The sequence below is a fragment of the Achromobacter kerstersii genome (assembly GCF_902859595.1).
Taxonomy (GTDB): Bacteria; Pseudomonadota; Gammaproteobacteria; order Burkholderiales; family Burkholderiaceae_B; genus Achromobacter; species Achromobacter kerstersii.
In genome coordinates, this window is record NZ_CADIJQ010000010.1 from 17,446 (window position 1) to 37,678 (window position 20,233).

The window sequence follows — 20,233 nt, forward strand, 5'->3', positions numbered from 1 at the left end:
TGCGGGGCGCCATTTTTTCGCCGGGCGACGCACGGGGCTATCATTGCGCCTTGGGCAAACGCATTGCAGACCGCACATCGCAGAGAGCAGCAAGATGGACAAGATTCGACTCGACAAATGGCTATGGGCCGCGCGCTTTTACAAGACGCGCAGCCTGGCCGTGCAAGAGATCGGCAAGGGCCGGGTCCTGGTGAACGACCAAGCGGCGAAGCCCGCGCGCGAAGTCGCACCCGGCGACCGCATTACGATCCGCAAGGAAGACCCGGCGCTACAGGTGCAGGTGGTGGCCGTCAGCGGCGTGCGTGGCCCCGCCCCCGTCGCGCGCCTGCTCTATGAGGAAACCCCCGACAGCATCGCCGCCCGCGAACGTGCCGCCGAAATGCGCCGCCTGGCGCCCGAACCGGCGCTAGGCATCGAAACGGGCCGCCCGACCAAGCGCGACCGCCGCCTGATCGATCAGATGCGAGGCAAATGATGAAGCGCAGTTCAAGCGGCGGGCTGGTCTATTCCACCGAAAGCGGCCGCATGTGTCCCGAATGCCGCCAAGCCCTGACGCAATGCCAATGCAAGCCAGCCGCGCGCGCCGTGCCTGCGGGTGATGGCGTGGCGCGGGTCTCGCGCGAGACCAAGGGCCGGGGCGGCAAGAGCGTCACGCTGGTGCGGGGGCTGGCGCTGGAACCGATGGCGCTTGCGGTGCTGGGTAAGGAATTGCGCACGGCCTGCGGGTCGGGCGGCACCGTGAAAGACGGGGTGATCGAAGTGCAGGGAGACCACTGCGACCGCATCATCGACGCACTAACCACCCGCGGCCACCGCGCCAAGCGCGCTGGCGGCTGAACCTGACGAGACGACCATGAATGATCTGGCGGTAAACGGCGTGGCCAGTTGGCACGCGCATGTGTACTTCGACGCGGCCAGCCGCGATACCGCGTATGCGTTGCGCGAACGGGTGATTGCGCAGTTCGACGGCAAGATGGACATAGGGCGCTTTCATGAGCGCCCCGTCGGCCCGCATCCCCAATGGAGCTACCAGATTGCGTTCACCCCGGCGCACTTCGCCGAGATCGCAACCTGGTTGACGCTGAACCATGGCGAGCTGGATGTCTTCATGCACCCCAACACCGGCGATTCACTGCGCGACCACCGCGACTGCGCCGTGTGGATCGGCCGCAGCTACACGCTGAATCTTCAGGTGCTGGGGGCTTGAACGAAGGCGGACTGAATACAGCCGCTTGAACCTAGGCCGCTTGAACCTAGGCCGCTTGAACGTGGCTCGCTTGAACTTGGCCCGCTTGAACGTGGCTCGCTTGAACGTGGCTCGCTTGAACTTGGGCAGCCTGATCACAGGCTGCCCAATTTGCTTTACAGCGCACGCCCCACGATCAGCGAATCCAATGCCATATCGGGTTCGCTGCTTTTGCCTTCATACGGCAGCCGGCTCAGCACGTAGCGCATGGCGTTAAGGCGCGCGCGCTTCTTGCAGTTCGACTTCACCACGATCCACGGCGCGTCCGCGGTGTCCGTATGCGCAAACATCGCTTCCTTGGCGCGCGTGTAGTCATCCCATTTATCCAGCGACGCCAAGTCCACCGGGCTCAGCTTCCATTGCTTGAGCGGGTGCACTTTGCGTTGCAGGAAGCGGCGGCGCTGCTCTTCCTGGCTGACCGAGAACCAGAACTTGATCAGGTGGATGCCGCTGGACACCAGATGGCGTTCGAAGTCAGGCACCTGACGCAGAAAATCCAGATACTCCTGCTGCGAGCAAAAGCCCATGACGCGTTCCACGCCAGCGCGGTTGTACCAGGACCGGTCGAACATCACGATCTCGCCCGCCGTGGGCAGGTGCTGCACATAGCGCTGGAAGTACCACTGGCCCTTTTCGGTATCAGACGGCTTTTCCAACGCGACCACGCGTGCGCCCCGCGGGTTCAGGTGTTCCATCATGCGCTTGATGGTGCCGCCCTTGCCGGCCGCGTCGCGGCCTTCGAACAGGATCACCACGCGCTGCCCGGTCGCTTTGACCCAGGCTTGCAGCTTCAACAATTCCACCTGCAGCTGGTACTTCTGCTTTTCATAATTGCGGCGCAGCATGCGATGGCGATACGGATAGATGCCTTCGCGCCAATCGGCGGCCAACTCTTCATCAGGATTGCGGCGGCTGCCCGGCACTTGCGCATTGGCGTCCAGCAGCGCGCGATGCACGGCGCGCGCATCGTCCGCCGACAGTTCTTCGATGACCGAACGCAGCGCGTCGTGCGCCTGCGTATCCGCGCCGACGGTGTAGCGGCGCGCAATGTCCGACAGCACCGACACCGCTTCCTGACGCGCCGCATCTTCGCGCGCTGCGACTTTCTTGCGCGCCTGCAATGCCGGCTCGATGGCAGGCTTGTCGCCCGGTTCAATGGCGGCATCAATGGCCGGACCCGCACCCCGCGCATTCGCCTTGACGACAGCCGCCGCCTTGGCCGGCGTGCGGCGCGAAGTCGTGCCGCTGCCTGCGCGCACCGAGCGTTTGGCGGCGCCCTGCGTGCCGCTTGCGCGCGGCTTCGCGCTGATGGCGGTGTCTGATTCGGCGGCTTGCGGTGTCTTGTCTGTCATGTGTCCAGTCCTTGCTGCGCTTGTCGTCTTGCCCACACCGGCCGGCCAGTCGCCGGCGACCTGCGAGGCAAAGGCAACACCCTAACGCGCGCCTTCAGGCGTGGATTTGACGAGAATCAAACGTTGTAACATCTATTGCGATTTCATTGCAGCCGCGCCGTCCGATACACTGCCCGATCCGCCTTCAGCCTTCATCCTTCATCCTTGCCATGTGGTCACGCATCAAGCGGTTCTTGATCGGCCCGCCTCCGCCCGAAGACCCTTTCCGCAAAACCGTGCGGTTCGACGACACCGGTTTCACGCGCCAGTGCGAATTGGCGCGCGCGATGGGCTTGCAGGAGTTCTGGCCGTGGAGCGATGTCGAAGAATTCGGGTTCGCCTTCAGCAAGGCGATGTTCCCCGACCCCTGGTATGGCGACTACATGGAAAGCCTGTGGTTCCTGCGCTTGCGCTGCGAAGACGGCGATCTGATGCGCGTCGATCTGGAAGAAGACCAGCTCGCCATCAGCCAGCTGCCGCCCGCACTGCTGCGCCATCTGCCGGGGCTGGATGTGGACGTGCTGCGCGAAGGCCTGGCCGTGGCCGGCCGCGGCCCGCGCCACTTCGACGGCGAAGGCATATGGGTGGCATGGCGGCGCACGTCGGCCCAACCGCCTCAGTCGCCTCAGCCGCCTCAGCCGCCTCAGCCGCCCCAGCCGCCCCACTCGCCTCAGTCGCCCGACTCGCCTCAGCCGCCCGACTCGGTCGACTCGCCGAATCCGCCGACTCGCGGTTACGGCACCGCCCCCCAGCCAGACCCTACACGCGATCCAGACCCTGCTTGAGATCCGCCAGAATATCTTCCGGCGTCTCCAGGCCCACGGACAAGCGCAACAACCCTTCTGACAAGCCATACTTCTCGCGGTCTTCCGCGGAATAGCTGGCATGCGTCATCGACGCCGGATGCTGGATCAGCGTTTCCGGGTCACCCAGGCTGACGGCGATACGCGCAAGCTTCAGGCTGTTCAGCAGATTGCGCCCCGCCGCCAGTCCGCCCTTCAGCTCAAACGCCACCAAACCGCCGCCCGCCGCCTGTTGGCGCAGCGCGATGTCCGCGCCCGCCGTGCCGGCAAGACCCGGATAGAACATATCCGCCACCGCCCGATGCTCGCGCAACAGCTTGGCCACCTTCAAGGCAGATTCGCTATGGCGTTGCACGCGCAGTTCCAGCGTCTTGATGCCGCGCAGCACCAGGAACGCGGTGAACGGCGACAACGTGGCCCCCGTGAAGTAGCGCAGGCCTTGCAGACGGATGGCGTCAATGTGCTCCTTGCGCCCCACCACCGCCCCCGCCAGCAAGTCGCCGTGGCCGCCCAGGTATTTGGTGGCCGAATGCAGCACGATGTCCGCACCATGTTCCAGCGGCCGTTGCAGCACGGGCGTGGCGAAGGTGTTGTCCACGATGGTCAGCAGGCCCTTGCCGCGCGCAATGGCGGACACGGCGGCGATGTCGACCAGGCGCAAGTTCGGATTGGCCGGCGTCTCGAAATACACGGCGCGCGTCTTGGGGCCGATGGCGGCGGCCACCGTCTCGGGCCGCGTGAAGTCCGCAAACACGGCGCGCACGCCAAAGCGCGTCAGCCCCTGTGTGAACAGCGTGAACGCCGTGCCGTAGACAATCTGGTCCACCACGATTTCGTCACCGCTTTGCAGCAGCGAAAACAGCGTGGCGGAAATCGCCGCCATGCCTGAAGCCGTGACCACGCCCGCCTCGGCGCCTTCCAGCGATGCCAGCCGCTCTTCCAGCAACGCCTGCGTGGGGTTGCGCGTGCGGCCATACACATAGCCCTGCTTCTCGCCCAGGCGAATCTGGTCGAAGGCTTCGATGCTGTCCTGCGTGTAGGTCGACGTCAGGTACAAAGGCGGCGACAAAGCGCCTTGCTCATCCAGCGGGTCGTAACCCAGGTGTATGGCGCGCGTGGCGAAGCCTTGCTTCAAGGTGTCAGACATATGAACTCCTGTCATCAGATGGCGCAAAGGCATCCCGCCCTTGCAAGAAATTGCACGGTCCCGACGCGGCCCGCAGGCGTTGACGGGTGCAGATCCACTCGTTACATTGCAAAGCAATGTCCCCAATTTTTGGTGCGCCATGACGTCGCAGGAATCGTCCCCGGAGTGCTCCCCGCGGCCGCCGAAGGGCCGGCCACGCCGCCTGCGCATCGCCGTCGCGGTGGGCCTGGTGGTGCTGATATGCGCCGCGGTGACCGGGCTGAGCCAAATGCGCGACCGCGAACAGGAACGCGTGGCGACCGGCGAAATCCGCAAGGTGGCCGACACGCTCAACCTGATGGTCAGCGGCGCCGAAAGCGAATCCGGCGAACTGCCGTCCATTGACCCTACGCCCAAGGCCACCGGCTTCTACGGCGAAATGGAGCGCGCCTTCAAGACCATTGCCAGCGAACGCCTTGCGCAGCACAAAGCCTATGTGCAAGAGCTCAAAACCATCGGCATGCCCCGCCTGCTGGATGCGCATCGTTTGGCGCAGGACGCCGGCCTGATCGAAAGCCGCATGATTCTGGAACAGGCCGAACGGCTGGTGCCGAAGTACCGGCAGCAAAGCCTGCAAGTGTTGAACAACATGCCCACGCTGATCCGTTCGCTGGCCATCCGCGAACCGGAAAAGCAGAAGATGCTGCACACGCTCGATACGTCGCTGGCGCAACGCAACGAAAGCCTGGAGCAAGTCTGGCGCCTTGAAACGCGCATCCTGCAAGAGTTCGGCAAGATGATCACGCTGCTGGATGACAACCGCCAATACTGGTATGCCGACCACGATGAACTGATGTTTGTGCGCGATGCCGATCTGACGCGGTTCCATCAGCATCAAGCCGCGATTGGCAAGATGGCGACGGAACAGGAACAGCTGGGCAAGCGGCAGTTGGCAAACGTGTTTTCGGCGTTGCGCTAGGCGCGGCCGCCATCGCCCTGCCTGCTGCCGCGCGCGCTTGGGGCTCATCAGCCCCGCCCTACCGCTTGTGGTCCGCCCGGCGTGACAACCATTCGCCGGTGAACTGCACGATCGACACCAGCGCGATCAGAATCACGATCACTTCAAACATCACGCGCGTTTCATAGCGTTCGTAACCGTAGCGGATGGCCAGATCGCCCAGGCCGCCCGCCCCCACCGCGCCCGCCATCGCCGACGCGTTGATCATGGCGATGACGCTGACCGTCATGCCGCCGATGATGCCGGGCAAGGCCTCGGGCAGCAGCACATGGCGCACGATGTGCCAGCGCCGGCACCCCATGGCGCGCGCCGCTTCCACCAGCCCATGGTCCACATCATTCAGGCTGACCTGCGCAATGCGGGCAAAGAACGGCACCAGGTTGGCCGACAGCGGCACAATGGCCGCCCACGTGCCCAACGTGGTGCCCACCAGAAAGCGGGTGAATGGCAGCATGGCCACCAGCAAAATGATGAACGGGATGGCGCGGAACGTGTTCACCGTGATGGACAGCGCCTTGTTGAAGCGCGGCTTGGGATACAGGTTGCCGGGCGCGGTCACCGTCAGCACCACCGCCAGCGCCAGGCCGGACACGATTGCGATGACGGCGGACACGCTCACCATCGCCAGAGTCTGCAAGAACGCTTGCAGGTATTTATCAAGCATCGGCAGCGACATAACCCAGCACCTTGATCTGATCGGCCACTAGCGCGGCGCGCGCGGCCTCTTCCTGTAATGCGCCCGCTGGCACGGAAACCAGCAGGCTGCCCTGTGCGTGGCCGCTCAAGCGGTCCAAGCCGCCATGCAACAGCGTGGCGCCCGGCCCCATCGCGGCCAAGGCTTGCAATGACACGCCCTCCGGCCTGCCCTGCCCCGTGAAGCGCAGCCGCAAGATGGCGACGCCATCGCGGCCTTGCAGATCGGGCACCAAGCGCGCCGCCAGGTCCGCCGGCAGTTCATGCTGCAAGGGGCGCAGCAAGGCGCGCGTGGCATCCGCTTGCGGGTTGCCGAACACGCGCCAGACGTCGCCCAGCTCAACCTTGCGGCCGCCGTCCAGCACCAGCACCCGATGGCAGACCTCGCGGATCACCGCCATGTCGTGCGTGATCAGCACCACCGTCAGCCCCAGCTTGCGGTTGATGTCCTGCAATAGCGCCAGAATCGATTGCGTGGTCTCGGGGTCGAGCGCCGACGTGGCTTCATCGCACAGCAGGATTTCGGGTTCATGCACCAGCGCACGCGCAATCCCCACGCGCTGCTTCTGCCCGCCCGACAGCTTGGACGGATACACGTCGGCCTTGTCGCGCAGGCCCACCATGTCCAGCAAGGCCTCAACGCGCGCCCGCGCGGCGGCGGGCTTCACGCCGGCCACACGCAAGGGCAGCGCAACGTTTTCAGCCACGGTCTTGGCGGACAGCAGATTGAAATGCTGGAAGATCATGCCGATGCGGCGGCGCAGGCCCACCAGCGCATCTTCATCCAGCTGGCCCACGTCCACGCCATCCACCTGCACGCGGCCCGCGGATGGGCGTTCAAGCATGTTGATGGAACGCAGCAGCGTGGACTTGCCCGCGCCGCTGCGCCCGATAATGCCAAACACCTCGCCGCGCGCCACCGAGAACGACACGTCGGCCAACGCCGTCACCACGCCTTGCGCGCTGGGATAGCGCTTCTGCAATCCGTCAAAGACGATGTGCGCGTCATACGCAGCAGGGTCCCCGGGCGCCCGCGACGGCGCGGGTTGGGAAAATTCGTGTTGCATCATGGCCTTGCCCGGCTTAGAAAACCGGGATCACCGAGCCTTCGTACTTGCTCAGAATGAACTGGCGAACTTCCTCGGAGTGGTACGCCTTCACCAGCTCGGGCACCCACGGCGCGTTCTTGTCTTTTTCGCGCACGGCAATGATGTTCACGTAGGGATTGTTTTCTTTCTTCTCCACGGCAATGCCGTCACGCGTGGCGATCAGGCCGGCCTGGTACGCAAAGCTGTTCACGATGGCGGCGGTATCCACATCCGGCAACGAACGCGCCAGCACGACCGATGCACTTTCCACGAAGTTCAGCTTCTTGGGGTTGGACGTGACGTCCGCCAGCGTCGCCGTGCCTGTTGCCGGGTCAAAGCCGTCTTTCAAGGTAATCAAACCCTGATCGCGCAAGATGACCAGCGCGCGGGTCTGGTTGCTGGGGTCGTTCGGAATGCCCACCTTGGCGCCGTCCGGCAGCGCTTTCAGCGACTTGTATTTCTTGGAGTAGAAGGCGATGGGCGAGATCAGCGTGTTCGCCACCGGCACGATCTTGTAGCCGCGCTGCTTGATCTGGTCGTTCAAAAAGGGAATGTGCTGGAAGGCGTTGGCCTCCAGGTCACCGTTGTTCAGCGCCTCGTTGGGGCTGGCGGTGCCGGTAATGATCACGGGTTCCACAGCCAGGCCGTTCTTCTTGGCGACTTGCGTCACCACTTCCCAGATTTGCTCGTCCACGCCGCCACGCACGCCCACTTTCAGCGGCTTGGGGTCCGCCGAGAAGGCGGGGCCATGGAACATGGCCGCCGACGCCAGCACCGCGCCCACCAGCGCTTTCAGAAAGACGCGCGTGCGATTGACGGTTGGCGATGCGCCTTGTTCGGACGCCGCAGCTAGAAAACGGGTAGTCATGATGGAATCGCCTCTAAGTCAATGCAGTTATGAGAGAGACGATTCTAGGGAGGGCCCTGGCGGCCACGAACGAATACTTCGTTGAGTCCTTATTACAGGGATCTTTGGATATGGCCGGGCGGCATAAGCGATGCACCCGGCCATGGCGCGCGGAAGGTTGGCGCGTAGGTCAGGTCAGGTCTGGTCTGGTCTGGTCTGGTCTGGTCAGGTCAGGTCTGGTCTGGTCGAAGCCTAGAACGGCTTGACCACCACCAGCGTCACGATGACTGCGCATGCGATGACGGTGAACGGCGCATACAGGTCGATCATCGGCGGGCGCTTCAGATTGCCCTTCACCATGCGGCGCAAGGCCGCGCTCTGGATGCCCAGCAACGCCGACAACGCCAGCGCGAAACCCAGCTTGACCCAGATCCAGTTCATGGCGAACCAGCCGAAAGTCATGGCCAGGTGCAGGCCGATCAACCACGTGATGACCATGGCCGGGGTCGTGACCCACAGCGTCCAGCGCCGCAGCGCGCCAAGCATCTTGCGTTCTTTGGGCGCCTCGTCACCGTCTTGCGGTTGCGACGACAAGAGGAACAGCGAGACGAACAGCGAGCCGACGATCCACGCAACGACGGCCGCCACGTGGGCCATTTTCAATAGTTGATAAGTCATGGCCGGCATTATCGCCGGATGCTCGGAGCCGGCAAGCGGCGCGCTGAACGCCCGTTTGCGTCAGCGCAAACCGGACGCGGCGATCAGGTGCAGGTGGCGGGCATATCGGAAGTGACGGTCAGTTGCCGGTGGCAGGGGCACCCGCCGCTGCCGGCGTCGAAACGGCAGGCGTCGTGGACGTGGCCGCCGGGGTCGTCGTCGGGGTGGTGGTCGTCGGCGAGGGGGCTGCCGTCGGCGCCGCAGGGGTCGTGGCCGTCGTACCGGACTCCGCGTTGCCTGCCGTGGACGGCGGCGTGGCATGCGGCGCTTCGGCTGCCGGCGTGGCCTTGTCCGGCGCGGCTTCCGTGGCCTTTGCTGCCCCAGGGGCCGGAGACGGACCGTTCGCCGCAGCCGGGTTCAAGGTGTCGGCCGGCGCATCTGGCGACACCACCGGATCGGCTGGAACCAGCAGTTTGGATTGCGAGGCGCGGGCGCGGCTGGGCGTCGGCACATGCGGCGCGGCGGCGGCTTCGGCATCCGGCAGGAAGCGCTGCAACAGCTGGAAGAAGCCTTCGTAGAACTTGGGCCGCGACACGGTCTGGCTGGCCGTCTTCACCAGCGAATCGTCGCTGGAGCCGAACGGCATCGACACCTGGCCCAGCACGCTCACGCCCACGCTGGCCGAACTGGTGGTGCGCTTGATGGAATAGCGATCCTGCACGGCATTGGCGAACACGGTGGCGCGCTGGTTGGCGCTGCCGTCCGAGGCGCAATCGATATTGAAATTGATCTGCGTATGCAGCCCGTCTTCGCCCTGGAAGTTCTTGTGGCCCGACACACGCGCCGGATCGAAGCGGTCGATGTTGTAGCCCTGGCTCAGCAAGGCGCGGCGGCCCGCGTCGCAGGCCGTGTTGCTGGCGGTGGGAAAGGTGCGGGAAAACACGTCGTTCTGCGCGAAGTCTTCTCTTTCGTATGCCGCTTTGGGGGACGCGCAGCCCGCCAAAATTGCCGAAACGCAGACGAGCAGGGGAACAGACAAACGACGGGTAACGCAGGGCATGAGGGGTCCAGCTGTTGGCGTAAAGGGGGCATTATCGGCCACGAAGGGGGAATCTGGCGAATGGCCCACTACCGGCCGTGATGGGTTGAAACAGGTTTAACGGGGCCAGGGTGCGCCGCACTGCTCCGCCCCTATTTTTCGCTCCGGTTTTGCCGGCCCCGACACCGGCGTCGAACACCGCCCCCCTGTGGCCGCGCCATCCTAAGCCTCCTCCCTACGCCACCTTTACGCATCGCACCTCATGCCCCGCCGCCACCGGCACGATGTCAGGCACCTTCGCCAGGCATTGCGCTTCTGCCAGACTGCAACGCGGCGCAAACGAACACCCCGGCGGCAAGGCGGCCAGGTCGGGCGGGGAACCTGGAATGGTTTCAAGCCGTTGCCCTTTTTGCATGGCGCCGTGCGCGCGGCCCTTCAACAGCGCCAGCGTGTACGGATGGCGCGGTGCGCGCAACAGGTCGGCCATGCTGCCCTGCTCCACAATGCGCCCGCCATACATCACGGCCACGCGGTCCGCAATTTCGGCGGCGGCGCCGATGTCATGGGTCACGAACACAATGGCCAGCCCCAGTTCGCGTTGCAGCTCGCGCAGCAACAGCAGAATCTGAATCTGCACCGTGGCGTCCAGCGCGGTGGTGGGCTCGTCGGCCAGCAACACCTTCGGATTGCAGGACAGCGCCAGCGCAATCATGGCGCGTTGGCGCATGCCGCCCGACATCTCATGCGGATACGCTTGCAGCCGGCGCTCGGGGCTGGGAATGCGCACGCGTTCAAACAATGACAGCGCCCGCGCGCGCGCCTCGGCGGCGCTCTTGCCGGTATGCCGGCGCACCATTTCCTCGATCTGGCGGCCCACGGTATAGACCGGGTCCAGCGCCAACAGCGGCTCCTGGAACACCATTGACACCACCGGGCCGCGCATGGCGGCCAGCTCGCGCGCATTCATCGCCAATACGTCGCGGCCGTCCACCACCATTTCACCGCTGATGCGCGTGCGGCGCGGCGGGTGCAGGCGCATCAGCGCGCGCAGGGTCACGCTCTTGCCGGAGCCAGACTCACCGATCAGCGCCACCGCTTCGCCCCGCCCCACTTCCAGGTTCACGCCGTTCAAGGCATGCACGGTCTTGGCGCCCGCCTGAAATGCCACTTCCAGGTTGCGGATGCTGACCAAGGGGGATGTGGTCGCGGTCATGTCAGCGCTCCTGATGCGGCGTAGCCGGAATCGGGTTGATGAATCAGGCAACGCACGGCGTGGCCGTCTAACTGTGTCATGGCGGGCGCCTCTGCCGCACAGGCCGCGCGCGCCAATGCGCAACGCGTATGGAAACGGCAACCCGAGGGCGGATCAATGGGGTTGGGCGGGTCGCCCGACAAGGGCGCCGATTCCGTGCGCTGCCCGGGTTCCATCGACGGCATCGAACGCAGCAGCGCCTGCGTGTAGGGATGACGGGGCGCATCAAACACCTGGTCCACCGGCCCCAGCTCTACGACTTCGCCCAGGTACATCACCATGACGCGGTCAGAGATGTACCGCACCACGTTCAGATCATGGCTGATGAACATATACGTCAGCCCGAAATCGTCTTTCAGGTCCAGCAGCAGGTTCAGCACCTGCGCTTCGACGGACTTGTCCAGCGCGGACACTGCCTCATCCAGAATCACCAGCCGGGGGTGCAGGGCCAGCGCGCGCGCGATGTTCACGCGCTGACGCTGGCCGCCAGACAGTTCATGCGGATAGCGGCCAGCGAAGCGTTGCGCGTCCAGCCCCACGCGGCCCAGCAGCCCGCGCGCCACCGCAATGGCGTCGCGCTTGGCGCTGCCATGCACCAGCGGGCCGAACGCCACCGAGTCCTCGATGGTCATGCGCGGGTTCAGCGACGAATAACTATCCTGAAACACCATCTGCGTCTGCCGCCGGAATTCGCGCAGCGCCAGCACGCGCGACCCCACGGCCATGCCGTCAAACACCAGCTCGCCATGATCCTGCGTGATCAGCTGCATGACCAGCCGCGCGGTGGTCGACTTGCCGCAACCGGATTCGCCCACCACGCCCAGCGTTTCGCCTTTCTTCACATCGAAGTCCACGCCGTCCACCGCGCGCACGGCGTTGCCGCCCCGGCCGCGCGACAGCGGGTCACGCTTCAACGGAAAGTGTTTGATCAAACCGCGCACGCTCAGCAAGGGCTGTGCGGGGCCGCCTACGTCTTCGTGCGTGACACGCACGGCGTCGATGACAGCGTTCATTCCTTGACCTCCATGGCCGAGCGCAGTCCGTCGGACAGCAGGTTGAAGGACATCGACGTGATGAAGATCATCACGCCCGGCAACGCCGCCACCCAAGGCTGCGTGTAGATGGCGGTGCGCAAGGTGTTCAGCATCAAGCCCCATTCCGGTTCTGGCGGACGCACGCCCAAGCCCAGGAACGACAGGCCCGACGCCAGAATCATCGACACCGAAATCAGGCTTGTGGAATACACGAAAATCGGCCCCAGCACGTTGGACAGCACATGCGCGCGCACGATCGTGAACGGCGACGCGCCGGATGCGCGCGCCGCGTCCACATAGTCGCTGCGCCGCACTTGCGTGGTGACGCTTTCGGCCACGCGCACAATCTGCGGCACGAACACGATGGTGAGCGACAGGATGGCGTTGAAGATGCCCGCGCCCAACGTGCCTGACAGCGCAATGGCCAGCAGCACCGACGGAAACGCATAGAACACGTCCACCACCCGCATGATCAGCGTGCTGGTCCAGCCGCCCGCATAGCCCGCCAGGATGCCGATGGCGCTACCCACGACGAACGCGGCAATCACCGGCACGATGCCCATGAACAGCGACAGGCGCGCGCCCAGCATCAGGCGGGACAGCATGTCGCGGCCCAGCTCGTCGGCGCCCAGCGGGTAGCCTTCGGTGCCGATGGGCCGCAGGCGTTTCAACATCGACGCCTGGAACGGGTCGGCCGGTGTGATCCACGGCGCCAGGATGGCGATGATGATCAGCGCCAGGATGACGCCGCCCGCGGTCAGCGCCAGCGGGTCGCGCCGCAAGCGGCGCAACACATTGGACCAATAGCCCGGCGACCGCGCCACGGGGGCCGTGACGGCCGCCGCGGTCAGGCTGGCAACGGAATCCGTCATATCAGCTCCTTTCGATACGAGGGTCGAACAGCCCTTGCAGGATGTCGACCGCCAGGTTCAGGATCACGAAGAACAACGCCAGCACCAGAATCGTTCCCTGCAACAAGGGCAGGTCGCGCTGGAAGATGGCGGCGTTGAGCAGGAAGCCCGTGCCGGGCCACGAGAACACCGTTTCGATCAGGATGGAGCCGCCCAGCAGATAGCCCAGTTGCAGGCCCATCACGGCCAGGGCCGTGGGCGCGCAATTCTTGACGACATGCAGGAAGACGCCCAGGTCGGTCAGCCCGCGCGCGCGCAAACCCACCACAAATTCCTGCGACAGCGTCTCGGCCACCAGCGCGCGCACGGTGCGCGCGATGATGCCCATCGGAATCACCGACATCGTCACGGCCGGCAGGATCATGTGGCGAAAATGCGCCCAGTCCGCCGTCCACTCGCCGGACCCGCCCGGCCCTGCCCCCGTGGGCGGCAGCCACATCAGCTGCGTGGAAAAAAGGATGACCAGCACCATGCCCAGCCAGTAGTGCGGCACGCTGACGCCAATGACCGACACGAAGGACGCCACGCGGTCCATCACCGAATTGCGGTAATAGCCGCCCACGAACCCCAGGAATGCGCCCACGATGAAACCCAGCAGCGTGGCCAGACAGGCCAGCCGCAAGGTGTTGCCCACGGCTTTGAAGACCTCGGCGGCCACGGGGCGGCCGGTGGCAATCGACGTGCCCAGATCGCCATGCAACGCGCGCCACAGCCAGCCGGCAAATTGCTCCACCAGCGGGCGGTCAAAACCATAGAGCTGCATCAGCTGCCGTTGCAGGTCGGCGGACGCGTCAGGCGGAAGAATGGAGACCAGCGGATCGCCGGGCGCCAGATGGATCAGCAGAAAACAGAGCAGCGCGACCCCCACCATGATGGGCAGGGCGTACGCGATACGCCGGATAAGGTAAGACAGCATAGGCGTCACCGGCTAGGGCGCTGGACGCCGCGCGCTCAAGGTGGCGCGCGGCGTCCAGCGCGTTCAAGATCAATCCATCGACATCGTGGCGATATCGATGAACCAGCTCTTGGGCTGCACCACGCCCTTGACCTTCGGCGAGATCGCGCGCGGGCCGACGTCATGCGCAATCCAGACGAACGGCGCTTCTTCCACCACGCGCGCATGCAACTTGGCCAGGGCCGCGTCGCGCTCGGCGGGTGCGAAGGTGGTGCGCGCATCCTTGATCAAGCCGTCGATCTCGGCGTTGCCGAAGTAGCCCCAGTTGTTGGAGGCCGGCGGAAAGGTCTTGGTGCTGACAAAGCGCACGATGGCAAAGAACGGGTCCATCGCCGCGAAGCTGACGTTGATGGCGTCGCTGCCGTTGGCCGACGGGTCCTTGGCGCCCTTGCGCCAGTTGGTGAACAGCGTGTTCCACTCGACCACGTCAAAGCTCACGTCGAAATAGCAGTCTTTCAGGTTCTGCTGCACGAACTCATTCATGGGCAAAGGCTGCATCTGGCCGGAGCCGGACGCGGATGTCTGCACTTTCACCTTCACCGGCTTGGCCTTGGAGAAGCCGGCTTCCGTCATCAGCTTGCGTGCGGCGTCCGGGTCGTACTTGATGTCGAACTTGGGGTTGCCCCACCACGGATGGCCCGGCGGCACCGTCCCCTTGGGCTCGGCCATCATGCCGCCCAGCAGCTGCTTGAGTTCACCGCGGTTCACGCACAGGTTGGCGGCTTGCCGCACGCGCGCATCCAGCCACGGCGAGCCTTCCTTGAACGACAACTGCCACGGCCACACGTGCGGCTGCTCGTTGGAATAGATGATGAAGCCGCGGCCCTTGATCGTGTCGAACGCGTCGGGCGCGGGCGCTTCAATCCAGTCCACCTGCCCGGACATCAGCGCCGCCGTGCGCGAGTTGGCTTCCGGCAGGGGCAGCATCACCACGCGGTCGATCTTCGGCCGGCGCTTTTCATCCCAGTACTGATCGTTCTTGACGACTTCCAAGCGCTCGCGCGGCACGAACTTGGCCATCTTGAAGGGGCCGGTGCCGGACGCGTCAGCCGCAAACGCGGCCCATGCCTTCTGCGAACGCTCGGCGGCATCGGTCACCGACGCGGGCACTTCCGCCAGCTTCTTGTTCCAGTGCGCGGGCGACGCCATGTACAGATTGGTCAGGTTGATCGGCAGGAAGGAATCCGGCTCGGTGGTGATCAGTTCCACCGTCAGGTCGTCGATCTTTTTCGCTGACTTCAACGTCGGCATGCGCGAGGCCGTGACGCCCACCTGGCTGGCGTCGAACTGCGGGGCGCTCTTGTCCAGCACCTTGCCCACGTTCCACACCACGGCATCCGCATTGAAGTCAGAGCCGTCGTGGAACTTCACGCCGGGGCGCAGCTTGAACACCCACTTTGTCTTGTCCGCCGCATCCACCTCCCACGACACGGCAAGGTCCGGGATCAACACGCTGGGGCCGTCCTTCTGCGACAAGTCCCATTGCGTCAGGCCGTCGTACATCGGAATGCCGGTGAAGCGATTTCCCTCGAACCCCTGGTCTGGCTGACCCAGCGTGCGGGGGATGTCTCCGGCGGTCATGCCAATGCGCAAGACCTTTTCGGCATGCGCCGATCCGGGGGCAATAACGGCGGCGCCGGCCGCCGTCAGCGCGAGCGCGGCGGCGAGGGATTTGATGCGGAAACTCCGTGTCTGCATTGTGGTTCTCCAATGTCTTGCATGGCGAGGAGCCGGATGAAGGAACCAACCCCGAACGCGCATTCCCCGCGAGGGTGCCGTGCGCGTGAACAGAGTTAGTACACAGAATTTGTATAAGCAATTTCTGTGCCATTTTGAGAACATCGCAGTGGTGTCAGGGATAGTCCCGAGCGGCCAGGCCAGGCCCGGCCCGCCGCGGCGCGAGGCAGGTCACACGCGCGGGCGTAGGCAGCCACGCGGGCAGAGGGCTATCGACAGGGAAACCAGCATGCGGCGCAGGCAAGCCGACGTCACAGAGAAGGCAGGCAGCGGGCCAGTGCAGGGCACCCAGCAGCCACCTAAAACACCTAAAAGAGCACCTAAAAGAGCACCGAAAAGGCACCAACGCAGCGCCGCGTGCGCCGCCTTGGTGCACCCTGCACGTCAACGCATCACGCGATGCCCGCTTGCGCCAGCATGGCGCGCAGCAGGACGTTGCATCCTGCTTCCAGGTGATCGGGGCGAGCGTCCTCGATTTCGTTGTGGCTGATGCCGTCCTTGCACGGCACGAAGATCATCGCGGTAGGCGCTACGCGAGCCACATACACGGCGTCATGCCCCGCCCCGCTGACCACATCCATGGCCGACAAGGACAACGCGCGCGCGCCGTCCCGCACCGACTGCACCAGCGCGGGCGCAAACGGTTGCGGCGCAAAGTACACCACCTGCTCGACGTCCGCCTTCACGCCCCGGTTGCCGGCCGCCGCCTGCACCGCCGCGCGCAAGGCGGCGTCCATGGCGGACAGCGTCACATCATCGGCCGCGCGCAAGTCCACCGTCAGGCGCACACGGCCGGGGATGACGTTGCGCGAATTGGGAAACACATCCATCCAGCCCACCGTGCCGCGCGCATCGGGCGCATGCGCCAACGCAATCTGGTTCACGGCCAGCACCAATTCCGAGGCAGCCAACAAGGCGTCGCGGCGCAGTGGCATCGGCGTGGGGCCGGCATGCGCTTCGACGCCCGTCAGCACCACGTCGTACCAGCGCTGCCCCAGCGCGCCGGTCACGACGCCGATCACGGTATCGGCCGCTTCCAGCACCGGGCCTTGCTCGATGTGCGCTTCGAAATAGGCGCCCACTTCGTTCGGGTTGGACGGCGGCACGGCGGTCTTGCCGTCGTAGCCGATGGCGGTCAAGGCATCCTGCACGCTGACGCTCTCGCGGTCTTCTTGCGACAACGCATGCTCCAACGTGAACGCACCGGCGTACACGCCCGAGCCCATCATCACCGGCACAAAGCGCGACCCCTCTTCGTTGGTCCACACGGCCAGCTCCAGCGGCGCTTCGGTCTGGATGTTCTCGTCGTTCAGCGTGCGCAACACTTCGAGGCCTGCCAGCACGCCGTAGTTGCCGTCAAACTTGCCGCCGGTGGGCTGGGTGTCGATGTGGCTGCCGGTCATGATGGCGGGCAAATCGTTGTTGCGGCCCGCACGGCGCGCGAAGATATTACCGATGGCATCCACGCGCACTTCACAGCCGGCCTCGCGCACCCAGCGCACGAACAGATCGCGGCCCTGGCGGTCAAGCTCGGTCAGCGCCAGCCGGCACACGCCGCCTTTTTCCGTGCCGCCGATCGCGGCCAGATCCATCAAGGACTGCCACAACCGTGCGCCATCCACGCGCAGGTCGGCCAGCGTTTCAGGTGCGGGGGCAAGGCTCATGGGGACTCCTGGTGACAAGTCGGCCGCGACACCTCGCGGCAATGGTTCGCCCGATTCTGCGCTGTGTACCAGCCCGATGCAAACGCCGGCCTACAAGGGATTCCCCTCACCCTCCTCGCGCGTCAGGCTCTGCCGATAGCTTCTGCAACCCGCCGCCAGCAGCACCACACACAGCACCGTCGCCCCGGCGATCAACAGCGAAAGCGACTGCCCCACCGCACCGGGATTCTTGAACAAACGGTCAGTCAGCAAGGCCACCGCCGTCGTGCCCAGCCCCAGCCCGATCAGGTTCGATATCAGCAGGAACAGCGCCGACACCTGCGCGCGAATCTGATTCGGCGGCAGGATCTGCATCGCTGCGGTAGACGTGGGCATGGGAAACGACGCAAAGAACATCGCGGGCAGCAAGAGCGCCACCGACACGCCCACGCTGTCCACCTGTGTGAACGCCACCGCCGGCAACGCCATGCCCACGGCGCCGATCACGCCTGCGCGCAGCGGCGCATCGCGGTAGCCGCGCTTGGCCAGCGCATCCATCAGCCAGCCGCCGCAGAACACGCCCGCGGTGTTGGCCACCAGCACCACCACGCCCAGCATGTACCCCACGTCCACGGGCGACATGCCGAACTTGCGCATGTAGAAGGCGGGCGTCCAGCCCAGCAGCGCAAACAGCACCATGGCGTAAAACGAAAAGCCCAGGTAGTGGCAAAAGAAGGTGCGGCGGTGGCGGCCCAGGAAACGGAAGGTGTCGCGGATGGTTGGTTTTTTTGCCTGGCCATCGGCGCTGCGGCGCAGGCCCAGCCGTTGCGGGTCACGCACCGTCAACAGAATCAGCAATGCCACCAGCAAGCCCGGCAGCCCCACGATGAAGAACGTCACCTGCCAGGGCCGCATCGCACCTATCCACGGCACCACCACGCTGTCTACGCTCTTGAGCAGATTGATGACGTAGCCGCCAATCAAAAACGCCATGCCGCCGCCGATGAACGAGCCGATCGAATAGATGCCCACGGCGCGGCCCAGCTTGTCGCGCGGGAACATGTCGCTAAGCATGGAATAGGTGGCGGGCGACAGCGCGGCCTCGCCCACGCCCACGCCAATGCGCGCCAGGAACATGTGCGCAAAGTTGCGCGACAGGCCACAGGCGGCCGTCGCCAGGCTCCAGAACGCCACGCCTATCGCGATGATCTTCGGGCGCGAATAGCGGTCGGCCAGCAAGGCGATGGGGATGCCCATCACGGCGTAGAACAAGGAAAACGCCAAGCCGTGCAACAAGCTGAACTGCGTGTCTGACAGCTGAAGATCGTGCTTGATCGGTTCGATCATCAGCGCCAGGATCTGTCTGTCGACGAAGGAAAATATGTACGCTAGCATGCATATCACGACGACGTACCACTCGTAGGCGTAGCTTCGTTTCGTCACTTGCGGCAGCGTGGCGTCAGTCATTTTTTTCCCTGGTAGTTGTCCGTCTTTTGTAGGTCTTTGCGCAGCCAGGCTCTATACGCCGGACGCAACGACTGTTCCCACCGCGCAGGAAAGCATGTTCAACGACACCTATCCGCTGAACCGCCATTGCTTGCTGAACTCGGGCAACGCCGCCGAGGTCAAGGATCAGGTCAGCCAACACCTGTGGTCACATCGCATGTGCGTCGCCCAGGGAAAACCCTTGCAGTCGCGTCTGTACGGCGTGTTCTTCGGCAACGCGGCGCTGTTCGATCTGCACTACGGCGCCGAAGTTGAAATTGACGCCGGCGACATCGCCAGCTACTACCTGATCCGCATCACGCTGCAAGGCTCGGGCCTTGTCACGCTGGGCAAGCGCAGCGCGTTGATGCAGGCGGGCAGCCTGACGATTTCGTCGCCATCCGAGCCCAGCGTGATCAGCATCGGCCGCGACTGCCGCAACCTGATCCTGCGTGTCGAACGCCAGGCGCTTGAGCACCAACTGCAACGCCTGCTTGACCGCCCCATCAAGCAGGCGCTGGTGTTTGATCTTGAAGTGGATGCCGACGCGCCGGGCCTGGCCGCCGTGCGCGAAACGCTGGACTATCTTTGCCGGCTGTACCAGCACCCCGCCATCGACGGCGTCACGCAGACGCTGGCAGCAGGGTTTTCCGATTACTTGCTGGCCTTGCTGCTGACCCAACTGCCTCATAACTATTCCGAGTCGCTGCGCGCCCAGCGCGGCCAGCCCCTGCCGCAGCATGTGCGGCGCGCGCGGGAATACATCGAGCACCATCTTGACGAGGCCATCTCGCTGGCGGATCTGGCCGCGCACTGCGGCGTATCGATCCGCACCTTGCAGAACGGATTCACCCAGTTCTTGAAGCAAAGCCCCAGCGACTATGTGCGCAACCAACGCCTGACGCTGGTGCATGCGGCGCTGGAAGCGGCGCGCGCGGGCGACAACGTCACCGACATTCTGCTGCGCCACGGCGTCACCAGCTTCGGGCATTTCGCAACCCATTACCGCAAGCGTTACGGCTGCCTGCCGTCGGATACCTTGCGCCAGCACAGGCCCTAGGCGTCAGCGCTGGCGGCCTTGGCTGCGCTGTCGGCCTTGGCTGCGCTGTCGGCCTTGGCTGCGCTGTCGGCCCTGGTTGCGCTGACCGGCCTGCGTGGCTCGGCTTGCGCGGCCCGGCCTGCGCGGCTCGGCCTGCGCGGCCCGGCCTGCGCGGCCCGACCATTCCCTTGCCGGATTGGAATGGCGCTTGCGCGTTTGGCGCAGCGCCGCGTGGCGCCCCGCCGCTAGGATCAAGGCTCCATCGAAGG

General features: G+C 64.9%; 21 protein-coding genes. 7 read left to right on the forward strand and 14 right to left on the reverse strand.

Going from position 1 to position 20,233, the window contains the following annotated elements; genetic code table 11:
• Positions 1–94: 94 nt before the first annotated feature.
• The 3 genes from HV765_RS24305 to HV765_RS24315 are packed head-to-tail and all read left to right on the forward strand — an operon-like array spanning position 95 to position 1,207.
• On the forward strand, positions 95–475 hold the full coding sequence (locus HV765_RS24305) for an RNA-binding S4 domain-containing protein (RefSeq protein WP_054422075.1): 381 nt from the start codon (positions 95–97) through the stop codon (positions 473–475).
• Positions 475–837 carry a translation initiation factor Sui1 gene (locus tag HV765_RS24310; protein ID WP_175171396.1) on the forward strand — a complete coding sequence of 121 codons (363 nt, stop codon included), beginning with the start codon at positions 475–477 and terminating at the stop codon, positions 835–837. The genes HV765_RS24305 and HV765_RS24310 overlap by 1 nt, the downstream gene beginning before the upstream one ends.
• Positions 838–853: 16 nt before the next feature.
• The gene (locus HV765_RS24315; protein ID WP_175171282.1) at positions 854–1,207 is read left to right on the forward strand and encodes a DOPA 4,5-dioxygenase family protein; all 354 of its coding nucleotides are present in this window, start codon (positions 854–856) and stop codon (positions 1,205–1,207) included.
• Positions 1,208–1,362: 155 nt separating this feature from the next.
• Here HV765_RS24315 and ppk2 read toward each other — a convergent pair whose 3' ends face one another.
• Positions 1,363–2,598: a polyphosphate kinase 2 gene (ppk2, locus tag HV765_RS24320; protein WP_175171283.1), complete on the reverse strand. Its 1,236-nt coding sequence runs from the start codon at positions 2,596–2,598 to the stop codon at positions 1,363–1,365.
• 209 nt (positions 2,599–2,807) lie between these two features.
• Between ppk2 and HV765_RS24325 the strand changes: the two genes are divergently transcribed.
• Positions 2,808–3,422, forward strand: coding sequence for a hypothetical protein (locus HV765_RS24325; RefSeq protein WP_254600718.1), 615 nt, complete (start codon positions 2,808–2,810; stop codon positions 3,420–3,422).
• On the opposite strand, the gene HV765_RS24330 is transcribed toward HV765_RS24325, so the two are convergent.
• Positions 3,397–4,587 carry a trans-sulfuration enzyme family protein gene (locus HV765_RS24330; protein ID WP_175171284.1) on the reverse strand — a complete coding sequence of 397 codons (1,191 nt, stop codon included), beginning with the start codon at positions 4,585–4,587 and terminating at the stop codon, positions 3,397–3,399. The two genes, HV765_RS24325 and HV765_RS24330, sit on opposite strands and share 26 nt — an antisense overlap.
• A gap of 139 nt (positions 4,588–4,726) precedes the next feature.
• On the opposite strand from HV765_RS24330, the gene HV765_RS24335 reads away from it, so the two are divergent.
• Positions 4,727–5,545, forward strand: coding sequence for a hypothetical protein (locus tag HV765_RS24335; protein ID WP_175171285.1), 819 nt, complete (start codon positions 4,727–4,729; stop codon positions 5,543–5,545).
• A gap of 58 nt (positions 5,546–5,603) precedes the next feature.
• Here HV765_RS24335 and HV765_RS24340 read toward each other — a convergent pair whose 3' ends face one another.
• The 12 genes from HV765_RS24340 to HV765_RS24395 all read right to left on the reverse strand — a co-directional run bounded on the left by HV765_RS24340 (position 5,604) and on the right by HV765_RS24395 (position 18,907).
• On the reverse strand, positions 5,604–6,260 hold the full coding sequence (locus HV765_RS24340; protein WP_054422080.1) for a methionine ABC transporter permease: 657 nt from the start codon (positions 6,258–6,260) through the stop codon (positions 5,604–5,606).
• Entirely contained in the window at positions 6,241–7,347 is a 1,107-nt protein-coding gene (locus HV765_RS24345) for a methionine ABC transporter ATP-binding protein (RefSeq protein WP_175171286.1), read from the reverse strand. The genes HV765_RS24340 and HV765_RS24345 overlap by 20 nt, the downstream gene beginning before the upstream one ends.
• Positions 7,348–7,360: 13 nt before the next feature.
• Positions 7,361–8,122, reverse strand: coding sequence for a MetQ/NlpA family ABC transporter substrate-binding protein (locus HV765_RS24350; RefSeq protein WP_054422429.1), 762 nt, complete (start codon positions 8,120–8,122; stop codon positions 7,361–7,363).
• 342 nt (positions 8,123–8,464) lie between these two features.
• A complete protein-coding gene (locus tag HV765_RS24355) occupies positions 8,465–8,890 on the reverse strand; it encodes a CopD family protein (RefSeq protein ID WP_254600719.1) in 426 nt (141 codons plus the stop codon).
• A 118-nt stretch (positions 8,891–9,008) separates the two neighbouring features.
• Positions 9,009–9,812 carry a DUF2242 domain-containing protein gene (locus tag HV765_RS24360; protein WP_254600720.1) on the reverse strand — a complete coding sequence of 268 codons (804 nt, stop codon included), beginning with the start codon at positions 9,810–9,812 and terminating at the stop codon, positions 9,009–9,011.
• Between the two features lie 331 nt (positions 9,813–10,143).
• Positions 10,144–11,121, reverse strand: coding sequence for an ABC transporter ATP-binding protein (locus HV765_RS24365; RefSeq protein ID WP_175171290.1), 978 nt, complete (start codon positions 11,119–11,121; stop codon positions 10,144–10,146).
• On the reverse strand, positions 11,118–12,173 hold the full coding sequence (locus HV765_RS24370) for an ABC transporter ATP-binding protein (protein ID WP_175171291.1): 1,056 nt from the start codon (positions 12,171–12,173) through the stop codon (positions 11,118–11,120). Before HV765_RS24370 ends, HV765_RS24365 begins: the two co-directional genes overlap by 4 nt.
• Complete coding sequence (locus tag HV765_RS24375) at positions 12,170–13,066, reverse strand: ABC transporter permease (protein ID WP_054422085.1); 897 nt, start codon at positions 13,064–13,066, stop codon at positions 12,170–12,172. Before HV765_RS24375 ends, HV765_RS24370 begins: the two co-directional genes overlap by 4 nt.
• A gap of 1 nt (position 13,067) precedes the next feature.
• Complete coding sequence (locus HV765_RS24380) at positions 13,068–14,021, reverse strand: ABC transporter permease (protein ID WP_054422086.1); 954 nt, start codon at positions 14,019–14,021, stop codon at positions 13,068–13,070.
• Positions 14,022–14,090: 69 nt separating this feature from the next.
• On the reverse strand, positions 14,091–15,758 hold the full coding sequence (locus HV765_RS24385; RefSeq protein ID WP_175171292.1) for an ABC transporter substrate-binding protein: 1,668 nt from the start codon (positions 15,756–15,758) through the stop codon (positions 14,091–14,093).
• Between the two features lie 431 nt (positions 15,759–16,189).
• A complete protein-coding gene (locus HV765_RS24390) occupies positions 16,190–17,461 on the reverse strand; it encodes a Zn-dependent hydrolase (RefSeq protein ID WP_175171293.1) in 1,272 nt (423 codons plus the stop codon).
• A gap of 90 nt (positions 17,462–17,551) precedes the next feature.
• Positions 17,552–18,907 carry a spinster family MFS transporter gene (locus HV765_RS24395; RefSeq protein WP_054422089.1) on the reverse strand — a complete coding sequence of 452 codons (1,356 nt, stop codon included), beginning with the start codon at positions 18,905–18,907 and terminating at the stop codon, positions 17,552–17,554.
• A gap of 94 nt (positions 18,908–19,001) precedes the next feature.
• On the opposite strand from HV765_RS24395, the gene HV765_RS24400 reads away from it, so the two are divergent.
• Both HV765_RS24400 and HV765_RS24405 read left to right on the forward strand, forming a co-directional pair.
• Positions 19,002–19,985, forward strand: a complete 984-nt coding sequence (locus HV765_RS24400; protein WP_054422090.1) for an AraC-like ligand-binding domain-containing protein — start codon at positions 19,002–19,004, stop codon at positions 19,983–19,985.
• Between the two features lie 18 nt (positions 19,986–20,003).
• Positions 20,004–20,213: a hypothetical protein gene (locus HV765_RS24405; protein WP_175171294.1), complete on the forward strand. Its 210-nt coding sequence runs from the start codon at positions 20,004–20,006 to the stop codon at positions 20,211–20,213.
• Positions 20,214–20,233 lie beyond the last annotated feature (20 nt).